We start from the raw sequence: 19215 nt of genomic DNA on the forward strand, positions 1-19215 counted from the left end.
ACCACCCCTCGCGCAGCGCGCGGACTGGAAACGCGGACGCGATGGGGGTAACGGTAGAGGGATGAACGAGAAATCCCCCTCGGCATCCGGAGCACCCCGGCTCGAGGTCGACGACGTCATCGTCGTCGACAAGAAGCGCGTGCGCACCGCGATCGGCGGCACCGTCGTCGGCAACTTCATGGAGTGGTTCGACTTCGGCATCTACGGCTACCTGGCCGTGACGCTCACCGCTGTCTTCGCCTCCGACGTCCCCGCCCCGTGGGGTCTGCTGGTCACGCTCCTCGGCTTCGCGATCTCCTTCCTCGTCCGCCCCTTCGGCGGCTTCGTGCTCGGGCCCCTGGGCGACCGCATCGGCCGGCAGAAGGTGCTGTTCCTCACGATGGCGATGATGGCCACGGCCACCGCGCTCATCGGCATCCTGCCCACCTCCGCGCAGATCGGGCTGTGGGCGATCATCCCGCTGTACCTGTTGAAGATGGTGCAGGGCTTCTCCACCGGCGGCGAGTACGCCGGCGCCACGACGTACGTGTCGGAGTTCTCCCCCGACAAGCGCCGCGGCTTCTGGTCGTCGTGGCTCGACGTCGGCTCGTACGTCGGCTTCGCCGCGGGCGCGTCGGCGGTGGCTATCACGACCGCGATCACCACCTCCGTCTCGGGCGAGAACGCCATGACCGAGTACGGATGGCGCATCCCGTTCCTCCTCGCCGTCCCGCTCGGCATCGTCGCCATCTACTTCCGCCTCCGCATCCCCGAGACGCCCGCTTTCGAGCAGGCCGGGGCGGTCGAGGCCGACGCCGACGACCCGATGGCCCGGCAGGGGCTCGTGGGCATCGTGCGCCACCATTGGAAGGCGCTGCTCATCGGCATCGCCCTGGTGGCCGCGACGAACACCGCCGGCTACGCCCTCACGAGCTACATGCCGACCTACCTCGAGAAGGAGGTGGGCGTCTCCAACCTCTCCGCCGCGATCGCGACCGTGCCGGTCCTGCTGATCATGTCGGCCACACTCCCGCTCATCGGTCGCCTCAGCGACCGCATCGGCCGCAAGCCCGTGTACGCGATCGCCGCGGGGTCGGCCCTGGTCCTGCTCGTCCCGGCCTTCCTCATCATGCAGATCGGCGAGCTGTGGGCGGTCATCATCGCGCTGTTCATGGCGGCGGTCCCGGTGGCGTTCTACGTCGCCATCTCGGCATCCGCCCTGCCCGCCCTGTTCCCCACGGCGTCGCGCTTCGGCGCCATGGCCGTCGCCTACAACGTCGCCGTGTCGCTCTTCGGCGGGACCACCCCGCTGTTCAGCCAGGCGCTCATCGATCTCACCGGCAACACGCTCATGCCCGCGTTCTACATCATGTTCTTCGCCGCTCTCGGACTCGTCGCGCTGCTGTCGATGCGCGAGACGGCGAAGCGCCCGCTCCTGGGTTCCGTGCCCACGGTCGAGACCCCCGCCGAGGCCGAGGCCCTGGTGGAGCGCCAGGACGACGACCCGCTCATCGACACCTCGACGATGCCGCTGGCGATCCGCCGCTCGTGACGTGACGCGGAGGGGGCGAATGACGGGACCACCGGCCTCCGCCCCCTCCGCGCTCCGCGTATCCCCTTCGCCGTACTCCTCTCGCGCTTCTGCGCTCAGCGATCCGCCCACCCTCGGCCCGCGCGCCGCGAACCCCCTGACCCTGCGCAGATCACCGCCCTGCGCACCTCACCAGCTGAGCGCGCGCCGCAGCCACCGGGCCGACAGCCGACCCCGCCCGCTCAGCGCCGACGGCTGTTGCCGAACAATCCGCGGATGACACCGTTCACGATGCTCTTCGTGGCTCCGCGCCCGAGCAGCCCGTCGAGGCCCGGGGTCGGCGCGCTCGAGCGGCTGCGAGGGGCGGCGGTGCTCTTGAGGATCCGCTCGTACTCGCGCTGCGCCTTCTTCTGCGCCTCGGCGTTGGCCTTGTCGATCGCCGCCTTCTGCTTCGCGTACTCGGCCTGGTCGGCCGCGGCCTTCTTCGCCCGCTCCTCGGCCTCGCGGGCGTCGGCGGCCGCCTGCATGCGGGCACCGAGGATCTCGCGCGCCGACTCCCGGTCGATCGGCGTCGCGTACATCGGGAACAGGGCGGATGCCGACACGGCCGAGGCCATGGCGTCCGCGGTGATCGGCGACATCGACGCCCGCGGCGCGAACAGGCGCGTCCACGCGACCGGGGTGGGGGCGCCGCGCTCGCTCATCACGGTGATGATCGCCTCACCCGTGCCGAGCTCCTGCAGCACGCGCTCGAGGTCGTAGCCCGAGTCGGGGTAGGTGCGCACCGACGCGCGCAACGCCGTGGCGTCGTCGGGGGTGAAGGCCCGCAGGGCGTGCTGCACGCGCGAGCCGAGCTGGGCGAGCACGTCGCCGGGCACGTCCTTCGGCGTCTGGGTCACGAAGAACACCCCGACGCCCTTCGACCGGATGAGGCGCACGGTCTGCGTGATCGCCTCGAGGAAGGCCTTCGAGGCATCGCGGAAGAGCAGGTGCGCCTCGTCGAAGAAGAACACGAGCTTGGGCTTGTCGAGGTCACCCACCTCCGGGAGCACCTCGTACAGCTCGGCGAGCAGGTACATGAGGAACGTGGAGTACAGCTCCGGGCGCGCGGCGACGTTCGGCACCTCGAGCAGGCTCACGATGCCGGCGCCCTCCGCGCCCGTTCGCAGGAAGACCGACACGTCGAGCTCGGGCTCGCCGAAGAAGGTGTCGGCACCCGCGGCCGAGAACGCCACGAGTTCGCGCAGGATCACCCCCGCCGTCGCCGCAGACAGCCCGCCGATGCCCTTCAGCTCGGCCTTGCCCTCGTCCCCCGTGAGGTACGTCAGCACCGCTCGCAGGTCGGCAAGGTCGACCAGCGCCAGGCCCTTCTCGTCGGCGTAGTGGAACACCAGTCCCAGGCTCGACTCCTGCGTGGCGTTCAAGCCCAGCACGCGGCTGAGCAGGAGCGGCCCGAAGCCCGACACGGTGGCCCGCACCGGGATGCCGGAACCCACGTCGTCGCCGAGCGCGTAGAACTCGGTCGGGAAGGCCCGCGCCGACCACTGCTGTCCGAGCGCGGCGGTGCGGGCAGAGAGCTTGTCGCTCGGCGTGCCCGCGGCCGCCAGCCCGGAGAGGTCGCCCTTGATGTCGGCGGCGAACACCGGGACGCCGTTCTGCGAGAGCTGCTCGGCCAGCAGTTGCAGCGTGCGCGTCTTGCCCGTACCCGTCGCGCCCGCCACGAGCCCGTGCCGGTTCATCATCGCGAGGGGGATGCGCACCGGAACGGATGCCACCGGCCCGCCGTTCATGAGCACGCCCAGGTCCAGCGCCGCGCCGTCGGCCGCGTAGCCGGCGGCGATCTTCGCGACCTGCGCGTCGGTCAGCGGCGCGTCGGGTGTCGACGGTGCGGGCCCCGCCGGTGCGGGGACGGATGCCGACGCCCCGGGCGTCTCCGCAGCCGGTTCCGACGGCGCACCTCCCGCGGCCGTCGTCTCACCGCCTCCCGCGGCGCGGACCCGTGCCGCCGCGGCAGCGGCCTCCGCCGCGGCGAGGTCGGCGCGGGCACGGGCGAGTCGGAGCTCCGCTTCGGCCGCCTCGGCCTCCGCTCTGAGCCGCGCGACCTCGGCCTCGGCCGCGGCGGGGACGGAGGGCGCGTCGTCGGGCTCGCTCATGCGCGTCAGCCTACGACGACACCGCCGGTCCGGCATCCGTCTTGCGCAGGCGTCGGATCGTCAAGCGGTCCTCGTCGCGGGCACGCAGACGCGAGAACGCGGCGGCGAGGACGAAGGCGGCCCCCGCGCCCACGAGGGCCCCGCCGGCGGTGTCGGAGAGCCAATGGGCGTGGAGGTAGGTGCGGCTGAACGCCATCAGCACGACCCACGCCACACCGACGATGCGCACCCAGGCGCGCGGGAACAGCACGGCGGCCACGACGGCGATCGTCGCGGCGTTGGCGGTGTGACCGGAGGGGAAGGAGCCGTAGTCGCTCAGGATGAGGATGTCCTCGGGGCGCGCCCGCCCGAACGTGTGCTTGAGCACCTGCACGAGCAGCGCGCTGCCGACGGAGGCGCTCAGGAAGTACAGCGCCGACCACCGCCGTCGCGACAGGAACAAGGCGAGAGCGCCCAGCACCGGCACGATCAGCACCGCCGTCAGGTGTCCCCCGACGGTGTCCATGACCAGGGCGAAGACGTATACCGGCTGCGAGGGCGCGGCGGCGAACAGCTGGTTCCACCACACGTCGATCGCGAAGGGACTCGGCCCCCGGAAGAACACCCACGCCCCCAGCCCGCAGGCCAGGGCGATCAGCACCACCCCGACGACGGCGCGGAAACGCTGCGGACGCGTGTCGAGCACGTCCTCGATCGCGGTGGCATCCATCGACTCATGATGCCGCGTCGCGGGCGCGGGCGGAACGGTCGATGCGCAGACCGTCCGCCCTGCTACTGTTCGCGACTGCGCGCGGGTGTCACGGCGCGAGGCGCTCCACCGTCTTCGGGCGCACCAGCAGCCACAGAGCCAGCACCCCGATCACCGCGCACCCGACCATGACCGCGGCCATCGTCGTGGCGGTGATGCCCGAGCCCGTCGCGAGCAGGCCCACGACGGGGGAGATGATCCCCGCGACACCGAAGTTCGCCGCGCCGATGATCGACTGCGCGGTCCCGGCGGCCTTGCCGTGCCGGTCGAGCGCGAGCACCTGCGCGCAGGGGAAGGTGAACCCGCACGCGGTCATGAAGAAGAACAGCGGGATGACGGTCCCCCACAGCCCCAGGCCCGACTGATCGGTGAGCACGATGGCGCCGCCCGCGATCACCAGCACCGCCGTCGACACCGCCAGGACCCACTGCGGGCCGAAGCGCGCGGCGAGACGCGAGGCGATCTGCACGCCCACGACGACGCCCACGGAGTTGACCGCGAAGAGGACGCCGTACTGCTGCGGGTTGAAGCCGTAGGTCACCTGGAAGAGGAAGGAGGATGCCGACAGGTAGGAGAACAGTCCGCTGAACGCCATCGCGCCGATGATGAGCACGCCGATGAAGACGCGGTCGCGGAAGACGCTGCCGTAGCGCTGCCACACCGTGCTCGAGCCCGGTCCACCGCGACGTGCCGGGGGCAGCGTCTCGGGGACGAAGAGGATCGCCGAGACGAGCATGACCGCGCCGTAGACGGCCAGCACGACGAAGATGCCGCGCCAGTTCATCACCAGCAGCAGGGCGGATCCGGCGAGAGGGGCGAGCACGGGCGCGACCCCCGAGACCATCGCCATGCGCGAGAGCATCACGACGAGCCGCTTGCCGCCGAACAGGTCGCGGATGATCGCGGCCGCCACCACGCCGCCCGCGGCCGCGCCGGCCCCCATGAGCACGCGCGCGATCGAGAGGGTGCCGAGGGTCGGGGCCAGGGCGGCGAAGATGCTCGCCGCCACGTGCAGCGCCGTCACCGACAGCAGCGGGATACGACGACCGACCTTGTCGCTGAGCGGTCCGACGATCAACTGCCCCAGGGCGAATCCGATCATCGTGCCGGTGAGGGTGAGCTGGATCGCAGCGGCGGTGGTCTGGAAGTCGGCCTCGAGCACCGGGAAGGCGGGCAGGTAGAGGTCGATCGTGAACGGGCCGAGAGCGGTCAGCGCGCCGAGGACGATGATGTACAGCACCCGGCGCGAGGCGGGGATCGAATCGCCGGGGTGCAGCACGATGGGCGCGGTCGCGGGGTTCTTGCCCAGCGAGCGGATCGCGCCGGTGGTCGTCGGCACCGGGTGGGACGACGTCGGGATGACGGGGTGGGAGGCAGTATCGAGCACGCGTCTGGTTTCGTTTCGCAACACGGACAGCCCGGCGCGAGCCGGGCTGAGAAAAAGGGGGGATCGTCGAACCTCGAATCGATTCGACATCGTCATACTACCGTGACTCCCCCGTCGGCCACCATCCCGGCTCGGGGTTTCCTCCCAGGCCAACGGCCCATTCATCCGAATAGTCTGGACAGGTCGGCGGATGCCGATGTGTCCCGCCCCGAAGAGAGACTGAACACAGCGCATGACCTCCCCCTCCGACAAGCGAGCGAGCGGCAACCCCGCGAAACAGGCCCAGATCGACCTCACCGTCAAGCAGCAGCGCGAGCAGAAGCGCCAGGAGAAGCTCGCCGAATACCAGAAGCAGGTCGCGAAGCGTAAGCGCGGCAAGCTCGTGTGGTGGGTCGTGGGCTCCACGGCGGCTCTCGCGGTGATCGGTCTGGTCGTGGCATCCTTCGCCTTCGCCCCGGCACCCCCCACCAGCTACCAGGCGGGCAACAGCACCGGGCGCGAGATCGACGGCGTGCAGACGTTCGAGAACCGCTCCGACCACGTGCAGGGCGCGGTCACCTACGAGCAGACGCCCCCCGCGGGCGGGCCGCACAACCCGTACTGGCTGAACTGCGGCGTCTACACCGAGCCTCAGCAGAACGAGAACGCCGTGCACTCCCTCGAGCACGGCGCCATCTGGATCACCTACAACCCGGACGAGATCGACGAGGCCGGCATCGACGCGCTGAAGGCCGTCATGCCCTCCAGCTACGCGCTCCTCTCGCCCTACCCCGGCCTCGACACGCCCGTCGCCGTGAGCGCGTGGAACCACCAGCTCAAGGTCGACGACCCGAGCGACCCGCGCATCTCCGAGTTCTTCACCGAGTACTGGCGCAGCCAGAACGCCCCCGAGCCGAACGCGTCGTGCTCCGGCGCGATCGACGGACCGGGCAAGGCCTGAACGTGAGCGACGACACCCCGGTCGCGCGTCCCGCGGTCCGGTGGGCCGTCGTCGCGCTGGTCGCCGTCGCCGTCATGGCCGTCGCCTTCGCGATCGGACGCTTCACGGCGTTCGGCGCGACGGCGGCGCCGGCCCACCCCTCCGACACCTCGGCCGAGGCCGGCTTCGCGCGCGACATGCAGGTGCATCACACGCAGGCGGTCCTCATGGCGATGGAGATCTACCGCAAGACCGCGGATGACGAGCTGCGCACCCTCTCGTACGACATCGCCACGACGCAGTCGGGCCAGCGCGGCGAGATGTTCGGATGGCTGGTCGAGTGGGGCCTGCCGCAGGCCTCGAGTCAGCCGCTCATGACGTGGATGGAGAAGTCCGGCGCGCACAGCCACGGCGACACCGCCGCCAAGACGCAGGAGGAGCTGCTTTCCGAGATGGGAATGGCCACCGATGCCCAGCTCGACGAGCTGCGCAGCGCCCAGGGCCAGCCTGCGGACTGCCTCTTCCTCGAGCTGATGACCCGCCATCACGAGGGCGCGATCCCGATGGCCCAGGCCGTCATCGAGCTCGGCGACGATGCGCGCGTGAAAGAGGTCGCGGGCGCGATCGTCACCGGGCAGTCGGCCGAGCTCGACGCCATGCGCGACATCCAGTCCCGTCTGTCCTGCGCCGGCTGACCCGCGCTCGGCCCGCTCCGCGCCTGTCCTGCCCGCGCCCGCCCGGTCCGCGCCCGCCCGGTCCGCGCCCGCCCGCCTGTCCGGCCCGCGCCCGCCGCCTCCCCGCGTCGCGCCTTGCCGGTCCCTCACCACGCATAAACGCCGTTCGTGCGTGAAAACAGGCCCTCGCACCGTTTCTCCGCAGGAATGCCGTTTACGCGCGTCCCGCCCCGCGCGCCCCGCCCCGCGCGCCCCGCCCCGCGCCCCCGCGCACCCCGCCCCGCGCCGCCGCGCGTCCCGCCCCGCGCCGCCGCGCGTCCCGCCCCGCGCCGCCGCGCGTCCCCGCCCGCGCCGCCCGCGCCGAGCGGCCGACGGCGTGCCGCGGACATGCAGAAGGGCACGGCATCCCGGATGCCGTGCCCTTCGCGTCGTGGCGGATCTCAGCCCTTCGTGGCACCTGCCAGCAGGCCGCGCACGAAGAAGCGCTGCAGCAGGAAGAACACGATCAGCGGCACGAGGATCGAGATGAACGTTCCCGCGGACTGCAGGAACCACTGGTCGCCCCACGTGCCCGACAGGGAGTTCAACGATTGCGTCAACGGCAACGATGACGAGGGCGCGAAGATCGTCGCCACCAGCAGGTCGTTCCACACCCAGATGAACTCCAGCACCGCGAAGGATGCCAGGGCGGGAGCGGCGAGCGGAAGGATCAGGCGGAAGAAGATCTGCCCGTGTCCCGCGCCGTCGACGCGCGCCGCCTCGATGACCTCGGCGGGGATCTCGGCGATGAAGTTGTGCAGCAGGAAGATCGCCAGCGGCATCGCGAAGATCACGTGCGCGATCCACACGGTGGCGAAGCTGTGCTCCACCCCGCGCAGGTCGAAGCCCGGGAAGATCGTCACCTCGTTGATCGTCAGTCCGCGCGAGAACAGGCTCAGCAGGGGCACCAGGGCCATCTGCAGCGGCACGATCTGCAGCGCGAAGATGAAGATGAAGAAGAAGTTGCGACCCTTGAAGTCGATCCACGCGAACGCGTAGGCGATGAGCGAGGCGATCGCCAGCGCGAACAGCACCACCGGGATGGTGATGGCGAGCGAGTTGAGGAACGACTGCGCGAGCGTCAGGGCGGTGCCGCCCGACGTCAGGGCCAGACGGTAGTTCTCCAGCGTGAACGACGGGTCGGTGAAGACGGTCCACCACCCGGTCGACTGGGTGTCCGACCCCGGTCGGAACGAGGTGATGAACAGACCGAAGGTCGGGATCGTCCAGAAGAACGCGATGACGATCGCCGCGATCGTCGCCCCCTTCGAGGTCAGGCGCTTGCGCGCCATCGCCTCGTGCTTGCGGGTGTCGCGGGCGACCTGACGGGCCGAGCGGGTGTCGGTGGTGGGCTCGAGCACCACGGTGGAGGTGGTCATCGCACTTCCCTCTGCTTCCGGATCTGGCGCACGTTGAAGATGATCAGCGGCAGCACGAAGAGGAACAGCACCACGGCCAGCGCGGCGGAGTGGCCGTAGCTCTGGAAGCGCTGCTGCTGGTTGACCATCTCGAAGGCGAGGACGGTCGAGTCGTTCCGGCCACCGGTCATGACGGCGACGATGTCGTAGATCTTCAGGGCGCCGATCGCGATCGTGGTCAGCACCACGATGAGCGAGGAGCGGATGCCGGGCAGGGTCACGTTGATGAACCGCTCCCACGCGCTCGCCCCGTCGAGCTCCGCCGCCTCGTTCTGCTCCGGCGGGACCGCCTTGATCGCGGCCGAGAGGATGACCATGGCCAGACCGGTCTGGCTCCAGATGAACACGACGACGAGCAGGAGGGTGTTGATGAGCGGAGAGGCCGACAGCCAGGAGATCGGCTGACCGCCGAAAGCGGTCACGATCGCGTTCAGGATGCCGAGCTGGTCGCCCTGGCGGAAGTCGTAGACGAACTTCCAGATGATGCCCGCACCCACGAACGAGATGGCGAACGGCATGAAGATGAGCACCTTGAGGTACTTCTCCCCCGCCGCGCGGTCGATGAAGACGGCGTAGGCGAGACCGATCGCGGTCGCGATCGTCGGGGCGAGCAGCACCCAGATGAGGGTGTTGATGACCGACCAGAAGCCCTCGGGGTTCGTGAAGGTCCAGATGTAGTTCTCGAACCCGACGAAGTTGTCGCCGGTCTTGTCGAAGAACGACTGGAAGAAGGTCGTGATGGCCGGGTAGACGAGGCCGATCAGCAGCAGGATCGCGGCGGGCGCGGCGAAGAGGATGAGCTGGAACAGGTACCCCGCGCCCTGGCGGGAGCGGTAGTCGGCGTAGAAGAGGATCGCGCCGAGGAGCACCGCGATGCCGAGCACGTAGATGACAGCGTTCTGGTACGGACGCAGCAGCATGAAGGCGAGGATCGGCACGGCGAAGCACGCCGCGAGCCGCAGCCAGAAGTAGCCCTTGCCCGAGCGGGGCGCGTATTCGATGAGGAGCAGGAGCAGGCCCACGACCGCTCCGAAGACCACGAGGACGAGCGGGATCTGCACGATCGGGCTGAGCCCGCCGAGCCAGATGAAGAAGCTGTTGAGGGAGAAGCCGAGTGTGGTCGGCTTGGTGTCGGCGGGAGCGCGCGTCACCATGAAAAGGAACAGCGCCACCACGAGGATGAGCCCCACGACGACCACGAGCAGCGTGGTGCGATTCGCGGCCGCGGAGCCGCGTGACGCGGCCTTGCCCCGGCCGGTCGGCGGGGGCGACGCCGCCGGCGTCGTCTCCGCGTTCTTGATATCGGTCATGACGTCCCTCCCGAACACGCCTTCGTGCTCATCGATGAGTGCCCGTGTGGTGCTTGGGGCGGAATATGAGTATGGACCGGATGGGCCGCCCGCGTCGCGGGCGGCCCATCCTTTTCGATCGGTTCGATCAGTTGTCGTAACCGGCCTGGATGTTGCTGAGCACCTCGTCGGTCGGGGTGCCGTCGATCCAGCTGACCATGCCCTTCCAGAACGACCCGGCGCCGACGGTGGCCGGCATGAGGTCGGAGGCGTCGAAGCGCAGGGTGGTGTTCGGGTCCTGCAGCGTCTTCATCGCCTCGGTGAGGAACTCGCTGGACGCGAGCGAGGGGTCGGCGCCCTTGTTGGCGGAGATCACACCGCCGAGCTTGACGCGGGCGTCGGCGAACTCGGGCGTCGACATGAACTCGACGACCTTCTGCACGCTCTCGTCCTCGGAGAAGGCCGCGACGAACTCGCCGCCACCCTCGACCGCCAGCTCGCCTTCCTTGACGCCCGGGAGCAGGAACGCGTACACGTCGCCGTCGGGGGCGATCGTGGGCGTCTGACCCGCTGCGTTCGTCACGGTGAGGAAGTTCGCCGAGAGGAACGACGCCTGGTGCGTCATCGGGCAGCTGCCGTCGGCGACCTTGGCCGCGACATCGGCGAAGGCGGTGGAGTTGATGCTCTTGACGTCACCGAAGCCGGCGTTGACGTACGAGGGGTTGAGGAGGATCTCCCCCACGGAGTCGAAGGCCTGCTTGATCTGCGGGTCGGTGAACTTGACCTCGTTGGCGACCCACTGGTCGTACACGTCGGGGCCCGACTGGCGGAGGACCATGTCCTCGATCCAGTCCGTTCCCGGCCACCCGGATGCCGCGTCGGAGGCGAAGCCGGCGCACCACGGGGCCGCGCCGGTCTTCTGCTGGATGGTCTGGGTGAGCGTCATCAGCTCGTCGAAGGTCTTGGGGACCTCGACGCCCCACTCCTTGAACTTCGCCGGCGAGTACCAGACGTAGCCCTTGAGGTTGGCCAGCATCGGGGCGGCGTAGAAGGTGCCGTCGTCGGTGCCGTAGGACTTCCAGTCCTCGCCCCAGTACTCATCGACGTTCGACGAGACGGCGTCGGACGCCTTCTGCACCTCGCCGGTGCCGATGAGCGTCTTGAGCAGACCCGGCTGCGGCACGATCGCGATGTCGGGGGCGTCGCCACCGGACACCTTCGTCACGATGTTGCCCTCGAAGCTCTTGTCGCCGGTGTACACGACCTTGATGCCGGTGTCCTGAGTGAACTGCTCGAAGCTCTGGTTCAGCGCGTCGGCCTCGGTACCGGTGATGCCGCCGGCGATGCGCACGGTGGTCTCTCCGCTGCCCGATCCGCCCGATCCGCTGCTGTCACCCTCGGCGCAGCCCGCGAGAGCGATCGCTCCGACCGCCAGCAGCCCGACGGGAGCCAGCAGGCGATACCGCTGTGACATACCCATGTGGTCTCTCCTCTTTGAGTTCGGTGGTGCATCGGACCCTGTCGGGAACCGATTCCAGGCAACCGTAGAGGCAATCCACAAGAGTTGCAACACGAGTCAGGTCACGAACCGATAACACGCGAAATGACGCGGAAGGATGGCATTTCACCCTGCCGGAACCGGTTCCAGATTCGTCGAATATCGGATACTCTTCTTCGACGTCGACACAGACGTCGACACGTCACGAGGAAGACCCTGCGCATGAGCGGAATCGCCGATGTGGCACGCCTGGCCGGCGTGTCGAAGTCGACGGCGAGCCGCGCTCTCACGGGCGGCGGCTACGTCTCCGACGGCACACGGCGGCGCGTCGCCGACGCCGCGGCATCCCTGGGGTACGTCCCCTCCACGAGCGCCGTGAGCCTGGCCACCGGGCGCACGCGGACCATCGCGCTCATCGTCCCGAAGGTCAACCGCTGGTACTTCGGCTCGATCGTCGAGGGCGTCGAGCGCACGCTGATCCCGCTCGGCTACGACGTCACGCTCTACGTCGCCGAGCCCGGCTCGCGCGACCGCGAGAGCCTGTACTCCACGTACCTCGCGCGGAAGCGCTTCGACGGCATCATCGCGGTCGCGCTCGAGCCCGACGACGCCGATCTCGAACGCCTCGCCAACATCGGCAAGCCCGTCGTCAGCATCGGCAACGCCCTCTCCGGCGTCCCGACCCTGGGCCTCGACAACATCGCCATCACCCGCATCATCACGCAGCACCTGATCGCCCTCGGGCACACCGACATCGCCTTCGTCGGCAGTACTCCCCCCACCGACGCCCCGGCCAAAGACGTCGACGAGCGCTCGATCGGCTACCGCAACGCGATGAACGACAACGGTCTCGCCGTGCGCATCCGCAACGTGCCGTCGACCCTCACCATCACCGATGCCTACGCTGCCGCCGCGTCGTTCCTCGCCGACGCCGCCTCGCGCCCCACCGGCGTCGTGGCCGCCTGCGACGAGGTCGCCATCGGCGTCATCATCGCCGCGCGGCGCATGGGCATCTCGGTACCGACCGAGCTCAGCGTCGTCGGCATCGACGGTCACGATTACGCCGAGATGTTCTCGCTCACCACGATCGAGCAGTTCCCCCAGGCCCAGGGCATCGAGGCCACCCGCATGCTCGTGCGCATGATCGAGGGCGCCGGCGAGGTGCCGCGGCGCACCGAGGCCGACACCCGTCTGGTCGTGCGCTCCACGACCGCTCCCCCGCGCTCCGCGTGAATGACGCGGACCCCGGATGCCAGGCGGTGGCATCCGGGGTCCGCGTCGTCGGTGCGGGTCAGTCGCTCTGGCGGGCTGCCCGTCGACGCGCGACGACACCGAGTCCGAGCAGCGCGAGAGCCGCGAGCACTCCGGCACCCATCCACCCCGTGTCGGATCCCGTGACGGGGAGCGCCCCGCCCCGGCCGTCGCCCTCGCCCTGGTCGGTGCCACCGCCCGAACCAGAACCCGAACCGTCGTCGCCCGCGGCGGCTCCGACCTGGAACGGAACCGTGACGTCGGTCCCGCTCGGCTCCGCGACCAGCTGCAGAGCGATCGCGCCCGTCGCGTCGGCCGGGACCGCGAGGCTTACCGCGGCTGAACCGTCCGCGACCGGGAACGCGGTCGGCTGAGCTCCGGCCTGCGCGCTCCACGACGCCGACACCGAGGTGTTCGCCGGAGCGCCGAGCGAGGTGAGGTCGAGGTCCGAGACGATCACGGTGATGTCGTCTCCGGCGGCGACGTCCGCGGGTGCCCCGACGAGCTGGACCGCACGGGCGGTGAAGTCCGGTACGAGACCCGGGTGCGCCTGCAGGTAGGCGATCCACCCGTCTCGGTCGATCAGGCCCGAGTCGCGCGTGTCCGCCCCCTCGCCCAGAGCGTCGAAGGCGTCGCCGCCCTGGAGGAGGAAGCTGAACGAGCCGACACGGTACGACGCCGCGGGGTCGACGGCGGCACCGTCGATCCAGATGCCGGTGATGCGCTGCCCCGGTCCCCGAGACGCGTCATAGGTGACGCGCACGTTGTCCGAGAGACCCAGCGCCAGATCCCGGTCGCGGCCGGCCGTGTCGCCCCACTGCTGCTCGAGAGCGACCCGCAGCTGCTCACCGGTCAGCGTGGTGGTCCAGAGATTGTTGACGAACGGCAGCACCGCGTTGGCCTCGGCCAGCGTGATGACGCCGTCGTCGCCGAAGAGCAGGTCGGCGCGCAGACCACCGGCGTTCACCACCGCGATCTCGGCTCCCCCGCGAGCGGGGTCGGCGAGGGTCTCGCGCAGCGCGTCGGCGACGAGGCCACCCAGGGCGGACTGCTTCGACCGGTCGTCGCGCTGACCCCCGGTGTAGACGCCGTCGACGTACGACCCGCCGCGGAAGGCGGTGGTGATGTCGGCCGTCACCGATCCGACCGGCTGGGCGCCGACGCGATCGGCTTCGGCGCGCGCGAGCGTCACGATCCGGTCGACCTCGGCGACGCGCGGGTAGGTCGCGATCAGCTCGGCATCCAACGCGGCACTGTTCTCCGCGGTCTCGTCCGGCTTGTCCGGAACCGTCTCCGCCGCGAGGCGGGCGACGTTGCGCGCGGAGGAGGCGAGCACATCCCCGCTCTCACGATCGACCGTCAGCACGATCTCGCCGATGTTCTCGCCGTAGCTCCCGGTCTGGACGATCGGGCGCGTGCCCTCCTCGCCGGGGATCGGTGCATTCCACGCGTACTTCTGGTGGGTGTGACCGGTGAAGATCGCGTCCACCGCGGCATCCGTCTCGTTCACGATCTTCGCGAACGCACCGCCCGCCGCGACGGCCTCCTCGAGGGTCTCGCCCGTCGCATCCCCCTCCGCCGCGCCCTCGTGGTACTGGGCGACGATCACGTCGACCTGGTCCTCGATCTCGCCGACGACCCGGTTCACCTCGGCGACGGGCTCGCGGAACTCGATGCCCTCGATTCCGCCGGGCGAGACGAGCTGCGCCGTCTCCCGCGTCACGGCGCCGATGACACCCACGCGCAGCCCGTCGACCTCGAAGACCGCGTATTCGTCGAGCAGCGGCTGCCCGTCCTTGTACACGTTGGCCGCCAGGTACGGGAAGTCGGCCGCATCCGACACGCGGCCGGTCAGGTCGTCCGCGCCCTTGTCGAACTCGTGGTTGCCCGTGGCGGATGCCGCGAGCTCGAGCGCGTTCAGGACCTCGATGGTTGGCTCGTCGTCGAAGTACGCCGACGCGAACAACGAGGCGCCGATGTTGTCGCCGTTGGAGAGGAAGAGCGTGCCGTCCTCGCCGGCTCCCGCCCGCAGCTGCTCGATGGTGCCCGCGAACTTCACCGTGTTCGCGTCGATACGACCGTGGAAGTCGTTGATGCCGAGCAGGGTGAGATCGGTCGTCTGCGCGCCGAGGGCGAGCCCGACGACCACCGGGTCGTGATCACTCGAACGGTAGGGAGACTCGTCGTAGAAGTTCAGCGCGTTGTAGTTGTAGCGGCTGTACTCGAGGGCGAGGGCCTCGACGGCGTTGATGTTCCAGATGTCGACGCCCGTCACCAGCTCTCGCGCCGAGGCCGAGGCGAGCACGTGGTCGAGTGAACCCGACTGCCCGCTGAACGAGTACGAGTATTTGCCCGTGCCCCCCTCGAGCGGCTCGAAGCCGAAGGAGCGCAGCGTCTGGATCGGGTCCTCCTGCGTGTAGGCGTTGAAGTCGCCGAGCAGGAAGACGTCATCCGTTCCCACCGCGGCCGACCGCTCCTCCGCGAAGGCACCGAGGGCCTGCGCCTGACGCACGCGGTCGCCGTTGAAGGCGCCCTGGATGCCGTTGGCGTTGTCGCCCGTCGCCGCGGGGCGGCTGTCGCCCTTGGACTTGAAGTGGTTCACGATCGCGAGGATCTTGGCATCCGCGTCGTCGACGGGGGCGAACGCCTGAGCGAGAGGCTGCCGGGCGTTCGCGAACGCCGGGTCGTCCAGGATGACGCTGTCGCCGACCGGGGCCACGACGGCCTTCTTGTAGATGAACGCGGTGCGGATGACGTCTTCCGACGCCGGAAGGTCCGCCGGCGAGGGCACGAAGGTCCAGGCGTCCGACCCGAGCGCGTCGTTCAGGGCGTCGACGAGGGTCGAGAGGGCGTCGTCGCGGTCCTTGCCGAAGACGGCCGAGTTCTCGATCTCCTCGAGCGAGACGACGTCGGCGCCGAGGCCGTTCACGGCGGCGACGATCTTGGCCTGCTGACGTTCGAGGTTCGCCGCGTCGGCCGCGCCGCGGGGGCCGGGGGCGGGGCAGGTGTCCGCCGTGATCGGGTTGCCGTCGCGGTCGTCGTAGGTCGAGGTGCACCCGACGCTCTCCGCCGTGGTGGTGAAGTAGTTGAGCACGTTGAAGCTCGAGATCTTCACCGAGCCGCCGACCGCCTCCGGGGCGGTCGTGCGGGTGTTCGCGAAGGTCGCGGGCTGCACGGTGTCGGCGTTGTCGACGGTCAGCTGCTGCGTCGGCTGGAATTTCCAGGCGTTGTTGCGGTAGTCCAGGATCACCGGTCGCGTGAAGGTGACGGGGGCGCCGACGCGGACCGGGTCGGTGAGCGAGACGTACGGAAGCGGCACGTCCTGCGCCGTCCGGAGGAAGTCCAGCGATGCCCCGTCGTCGAGCACGACCGCCCGGGCCTTGTTGTCGGCGACGGCCGCGACGTACTCCGGGGTGTCGGGACGCGCGACGTCGGTGGGCGTGCGCAGCGGCGTCGTACCGGCGGCGAGCCCGACCTCGGCGTACTGGTTGGTGGAGTAGGTGTTCGTGACGGTGAAGTCGCCCTGCGGTGCGAGGAGCATGCCCTCGAAACGCTCGCGCTCCTCGTCGGTCTTGGGCCACGCGATCTCCGCGGGCGCGACGTCGTCGGCGGGCTCGGTGAGGATGCGCACGCTCGCCGCGTCCGTGGTGAGCTGCGTCTGTCCGTAGTACTCGTCCGCGGTCCCGGTCACCTCGACGTGGTCGCCGAGGGAGACGGATGCCGCGGCGGCGGTGCCGTAGACGAAGATCGCGTCCGAGGCGCTGTGGGAGGCCTGGTCGATGGCGCCCCCGGTTCCCTCCGTCTGCAGGAAGAAGCCGTTGTATCCGCCGGTGGGGTAGGCGGCGGTCACGACGCCGCGGGTGGTGACGACGGTGCCGGCGAGGGGCGTGGTCGCTCCGGTCCCCTGGATGTCGCGGATGGGCGTGACCTCACCGGGGACGGGCGTGCTCGGCTCGGGCGACGGCTCCTCGGTCGGCTGCGGCTCGGGGGCTGCTCCCCCGGATCCCTGCGGCGTCACCGTGGCGGTGTTGGCGAAGTCGGCGGAGTTGTCGTCGGTGTCGACGAAGTCGGTGCGCACGAGCGCATTCGGCGTGCCGTTCGGGCCGTCGACGACGGCGGGGGCCGTTTCGAAGCTGACGCCGGCGCCGTACCCGAGGAAGTCGACCACGCGGTCGTCGTCGACCGACCCGGCGGGCAGGGCGAGCGGCTCCGCGACGTTCGCGAGGAAGAGCTGGCCGGTCGTCCCCGACGGGTTCAGCCCCGTACTGGTGGCGTCGGCGGCCGGCAGCGGTGCTCCGACGTCGCCGTTGCCGTTGCCGGGGAGCGCGATGAGGTAGTAGCCGCCCGCGGAGATGGATCCGCTCAGGGCCTGCGTGTTCGCACCGGTGGGGGCGTCGATGCTGGCGGCGGAACGGTACTGCAGTGACCAGCCGCTCAGGTCCTGCGCGGTGTCGCCGGCGTTGTACAGCTCGACGAACTTCTGCGCATAAGGGGCGCCGGCGCTCCCGCCCTTGAGATAGGCCTCGTTGATCACCACCCTCGCACCGTCGGCCGCGAAGGCGGGCAGGGGGACGAGGGCGGAACCGAGCAGAGCGGCACCGAGGGCGGCGCTGAGAGCGGTCGTGAAGCGGCGTGCGGGCACGCCGGATGCAGCGATGGGCATGGGTCTCCAGGTACCGACGCACGAACGAACGTGTGAACGAGAACGACGTCGGATGGGGGGATCGACGGGGGGTGTTCTCAACGACCGTAAACGATGCCCATACGGTTTTCCCAGACTCTTTTCGTTTCGATCCGGTGAACTCCGGTTCCCCGACCACCGGAACCCCGTCTCATCCCGTGCACGGTGGAGCCTGTCACGCCGCTCGTGCACGGAAGGTGCGCACCCGATCAGGACGCGGAAACGACAGGACCCCGGATGCCGATCGGCATCCGGGGTCCTGTCTGTCGCGAAAGCGACGGTGTGTCTGAAATTACTTCAGGGTCACCGTGGCGCCGGCGCCCTCGAGGGCCTCCTTGGCCTTCTCGGCGGTCTCCTTGTTCGCGCCCTCGAGCACGGCCTTGGGAGCACCGTCGACGACGGCCTTGGCCTCGCCGAGGCCGAGCGAGGTGAGCTCGCGGACGACCTTGATGACCTGGATCTTCTTGTCGCCGGCGGCCTCGAGGACGACGTCGAACGAGTCCTTCTCCTCGACCTCTTCGGCGGGGGCGGCGCCACCGGCGGCGGGGCCGGCCACGGCCACGGGGGCGGCGGCGGTGACGTCGAAGGTCTCCTCGAACGCCTTGACGAACTCGGACAGCTCGATGAGCGTGAGCTCCTTGAACGCGTCGAGCAGCTCTTCGGTGCTGAGCTTAGCCATGTTGTATCTCCTTGATCGGGTTAATCAGCCGGGCCGGGTCAGGCCGCGGTGTCCTGCTTCTCGCGCAGCGCGTCGACCGTGCGAACGGCCTTCGACGGAAGCGCCTGGAAGACGTATGCCGCCTTGGTCATCGTCGCCTTCATCGCGCCGGCGAGCTTCGCCAGCAGGACTTCACGGCTTTCGAGATCGGCGAGCTTGTTGACCTCAGCAGCGGTCAGGGGGGCGCCATCGAAGTAGCCGCCCTTCACCACGAGCTGAGGGTTAGCCTTGGCGAAGGCACGCAGGCTCTTCGCGACGGCGACGGGGTCGCCGTGCACGAACGCGATGGCAGACGGGCCCTTGAGCTCGTCGTCCAGTCCCGTGACCCCCGCGTTGGACGCGGCGATCTTGGTCAGCGTGTTCTTCACCACGGCGTAATCCGCGTCCTGACGGATGTCGTTGCGCAGCTGCTTGAGCTGGGCAACCGTCAGACCGCGGTACTCGGTCAGCAGAACGGCGGTCGAGTTCTCGAAGTTCTTCGTGAGCTCGGCGACCGATGCATCCTTCTGCGCCATGGCCACTCCTTGTGTGTACGAGGCGCTCCGCGGAGGCGGGGCGCCGGCCGAAGACACCGGGGTCCAGACAAAAAAGAAGAGCTCCGGCGCAGGCGCACGGAGCTCGAGAGGAGTTTCGTTACCTGCGTAGGTCCCCTGCTTCTCAGCAGACGCTTCGATCGGAATGCGAGCACTCCGATGACCGACGGTCTTTGGCTTGACCCCTACTGTACCCGATCCCTCCCCGCCCCGCGAATCCGCCCGCCCCAGCCCCCCACGCGCCCCGCGCCTCACCCCCACGCCCCGGGCTTCGTCCCCGCGCCCCTCTGCCCGGCCGCCTGCCGACCCACCGAAACACTCCGCTTTTCCCGAGATGACCCGCGATTCGCGCGAAGGTCGCGTCATCTCGGCGTTGTCGCGTCATTTCGCGGCTTCG

The 19215-nt window shown here is 69.7% G+C and carries 13 protein-coding genes; 4 read left to right on the forward strand and 9 right to left on the reverse strand.

Annotated elements, in window-relative coordinates:
* Positions 1–61: 61 nt before the first annotated feature.
* Entirely contained in the window at positions 62–1531 is a 1470-nt protein-coding gene (locus tag AB0230_RS08205) for an MFS transporter (protein WP_315994996.1), read from the forward strand.
* A 221-nt stretch (positions 1532–1752) separates the two neighbouring features.
* On the opposite strand, the gene AB0230_RS08210 is transcribed toward AB0230_RS08205, so the two are convergent.
* The 3 genes from AB0230_RS08210 to AB0230_RS08220 all read right to left on the reverse strand — a co-directional run bounded on the left by AB0230_RS08210 (position 1753) and on the right by AB0230_RS08220 (position 5798).
* Entirely contained in the window at positions 1753–3663 is a 1911-nt protein-coding gene (locus AB0230_RS08210) for a helicase HerA-like domain-containing protein (RefSeq protein ID WP_366375078.1), read from the reverse strand.
* 10 nt (positions 3664–3673) lie between these two features.
* Complete coding sequence (locus AB0230_RS08215; RefSeq protein WP_315994998.1) at positions 3674–4372, reverse strand: phosphatase PAP2 family protein; 699 nt, start codon at positions 4370–4372, stop codon at positions 3674–3676.
* An 88-nt stretch (positions 4373–4460) separates the two neighbouring features.
* Complete coding sequence (locus tag AB0230_RS08220; protein WP_366375081.1) at positions 4461–5798, reverse strand: multidrug effflux MFS transporter; 1338 nt, start codon at positions 5796–5798, stop codon at positions 4461–4463.
* Between the two features lie 232 nt (positions 5799–6030).
* On the opposite strand from AB0230_RS08220, the gene AB0230_RS08225 reads away from it, so the two are divergent.
* Both AB0230_RS08225 and AB0230_RS08230 read left to right on the forward strand, forming a co-directional pair.
* Entirely contained in the window at positions 6031–6738 is a 708-nt protein-coding gene (locus AB0230_RS08225; RefSeq protein ID WP_363390267.1) for a DUF3105 domain-containing protein, read from the forward strand.
* A 2-nt stretch (positions 6739–6740) separates the two neighbouring features.
* The gene (locus AB0230_RS08230; RefSeq protein ID WP_363578374.1) at positions 6741–7412 is read left to right on the forward strand and encodes a DUF305 domain-containing protein; all 672 of its coding nucleotides are present in this window, start codon (positions 6741–6743) and stop codon (positions 7410–7412) included.
* A gap of 419 nt (positions 7413–7831) precedes the next feature.
* On the opposite strand, the gene AB0230_RS08235 is transcribed toward AB0230_RS08230, so the two are convergent.
* From AB0230_RS08235 to AB0230_RS08245, 3 genes are all read right to left on the reverse strand, one after another.
* Positions 7832–8809 (reverse strand): carbohydrate ABC transporter permease, encoded by a 978-nt coding sequence (locus AB0230_RS08235; protein WP_298873750.1) that lies wholly within the window; start codon positions 8807–8809, stop codon positions 7832–7834.
* The gene (locus AB0230_RS08240) at positions 8806–10002 is read right to left on the reverse strand and encodes a sugar ABC transporter permease (protein WP_366375485.1); all 1197 of its coding nucleotides are present in this window, start codon (positions 10000–10002) and stop codon (positions 8806–8808) included. The genes AB0230_RS08235 and AB0230_RS08240 overlap by 4 nt, the downstream gene beginning before the upstream one ends.
* 283 nt (positions 10003–10285) lie before the next feature.
* A complete protein-coding gene (locus tag AB0230_RS08245; protein ID WP_315995002.1) occupies positions 10286–11617 on the reverse strand; it encodes an extracellular solute-binding protein in 1332 nt (443 codons plus the stop codon).
* 240 nt (positions 11618–11857) lie between these two features.
* Between AB0230_RS08245 and AB0230_RS08250 the strand changes: the two genes are divergently transcribed.
* Positions 11858–12868, forward strand: coding sequence for a LacI family DNA-binding transcriptional regulator (locus AB0230_RS08250; protein ID WP_315995003.1), 1011 nt, complete (start codon positions 11858–11860; stop codon positions 12866–12868).
* A 58-nt stretch (positions 12869–12926) separates the two neighbouring features.
* On the opposite strand, the gene AB0230_RS08255 is transcribed toward AB0230_RS08250, so the two are convergent.
* The 3 genes from AB0230_RS08255 to rplJ form a co-directional block, all read right to left on the reverse strand.
* A complete protein-coding gene (locus AB0230_RS08255) occupies positions 12927–17549 on the reverse strand; it encodes an ExeM/NucH family extracellular endonuclease (RefSeq protein WP_366375085.1) in 4623 nt (1540 codons plus the stop codon).
* Between the two features lie 310 nt (positions 17550–17859).
* Entirely contained in the window at positions 17860–18246 is a 387-nt protein-coding gene (gene rplL / locus AB0230_RS08260) for a 50S ribosomal protein L7/L12 (RefSeq protein ID WP_055956082.1), read from the reverse strand.
* Positions 18247–18284: 38 nt separating this feature from the next.
* The gene (rplJ, locus tag AB0230_RS08265; RefSeq protein ID WP_058232707.1) at positions 18285–18800 is read right to left on the reverse strand and encodes a 50S ribosomal protein L10; all 516 of its coding nucleotides are present in this window, start codon (positions 18798–18800) and stop codon (positions 18285–18287) included.
* Between the last annotated feature and the right edge of the window lie 415 nt (positions 18801–19215).

Source organism: Microbacterium sp. NPDC089190 (assembly GCF_040701795.1).
GTDB lineage: Bacteria > Actinomycetota > Actinomycetes > Actinomycetales > Microbacteriaceae > Microbacterium > Microbacterium galbum.

Excerpts from the sequence above, each read along its gene's own strand:
- AB0230_RS08205 (WP_315994996.1), top strand. The coding sequence starts at position 62 with ATGAACGAGAAATCCCCCTCGGCATCCGGAGCACCCCGGCTCGAGGTC.
- AB0230_RS08210 (WP_366375078.1), bottom strand. The coding sequence starts at position 3,663 with ATGAGCGAGCCCGACGACGCGCCCTCCGTCCCCGCCGCGGCCGAGGCC.
- AB0230_RS08215 (WP_315994998.1), bottom strand. The coding sequence starts at position 4,372 with ATGGATGCCACCGCGATCGAGGACGTGCTCGACACGCGTCCGCAGCGT.
- AB0230_RS08225 (WP_363390267.1), top strand. The coding sequence starts at position 6,031 with ATGACCTCCCCCTCCGACAAGCGAGCGAGCGGCAACCCCGCGAAACAG.
- AB0230_RS08235 (WP_298873750.1), bottom strand. The coding sequence starts at position 8,809 with ATGACCACCTCCACCGTGGTGCTCGAGCCCACCACCGACACCCGCTCG.
- AB0230_RS08240 (WP_366375485.1), bottom strand. The coding sequence starts at position 10,002 with ATGGTGACGCGCGCTCCCGCCGACACCAAGCCGACCACACTCGGCTTC.
- AB0230_RS08245 (WP_315995002.1), bottom strand. The coding sequence starts at position 11,617 with ATGGGTATGTCACAGCGGTATCGCCTGCTGGCTCCCGTCGGGCTGCTG.
- AB0230_RS08250 (WP_315995003.1), top strand. The coding sequence starts at position 11,858 with ATGAGCGGAATCGCCGATGTGGCACGCCTGGCCGGCGTGTCGAAGTCG.
- AB0230_RS08255 (WP_366375085.1), bottom strand. The coding sequence starts at position 17,549 with ATGCCCATCGCTGCATCCGGCGTGCCCGCACGCCGCTTCACGACCGCT.
- rplL (WP_055956082.1), bottom strand. The coding sequence starts at position 18,246 with ATGGCTAAGCTCAGCACCGAAGAGCTGCTCGACGCGTTCAAGGAGCTC.
- rplJ (WP_058232707.1), bottom strand. The coding sequence starts at position 18,800 with ATGGCGCAGAAGGATGCATCGGTCGCCGAGCTCACGAAGAACTTCGAG.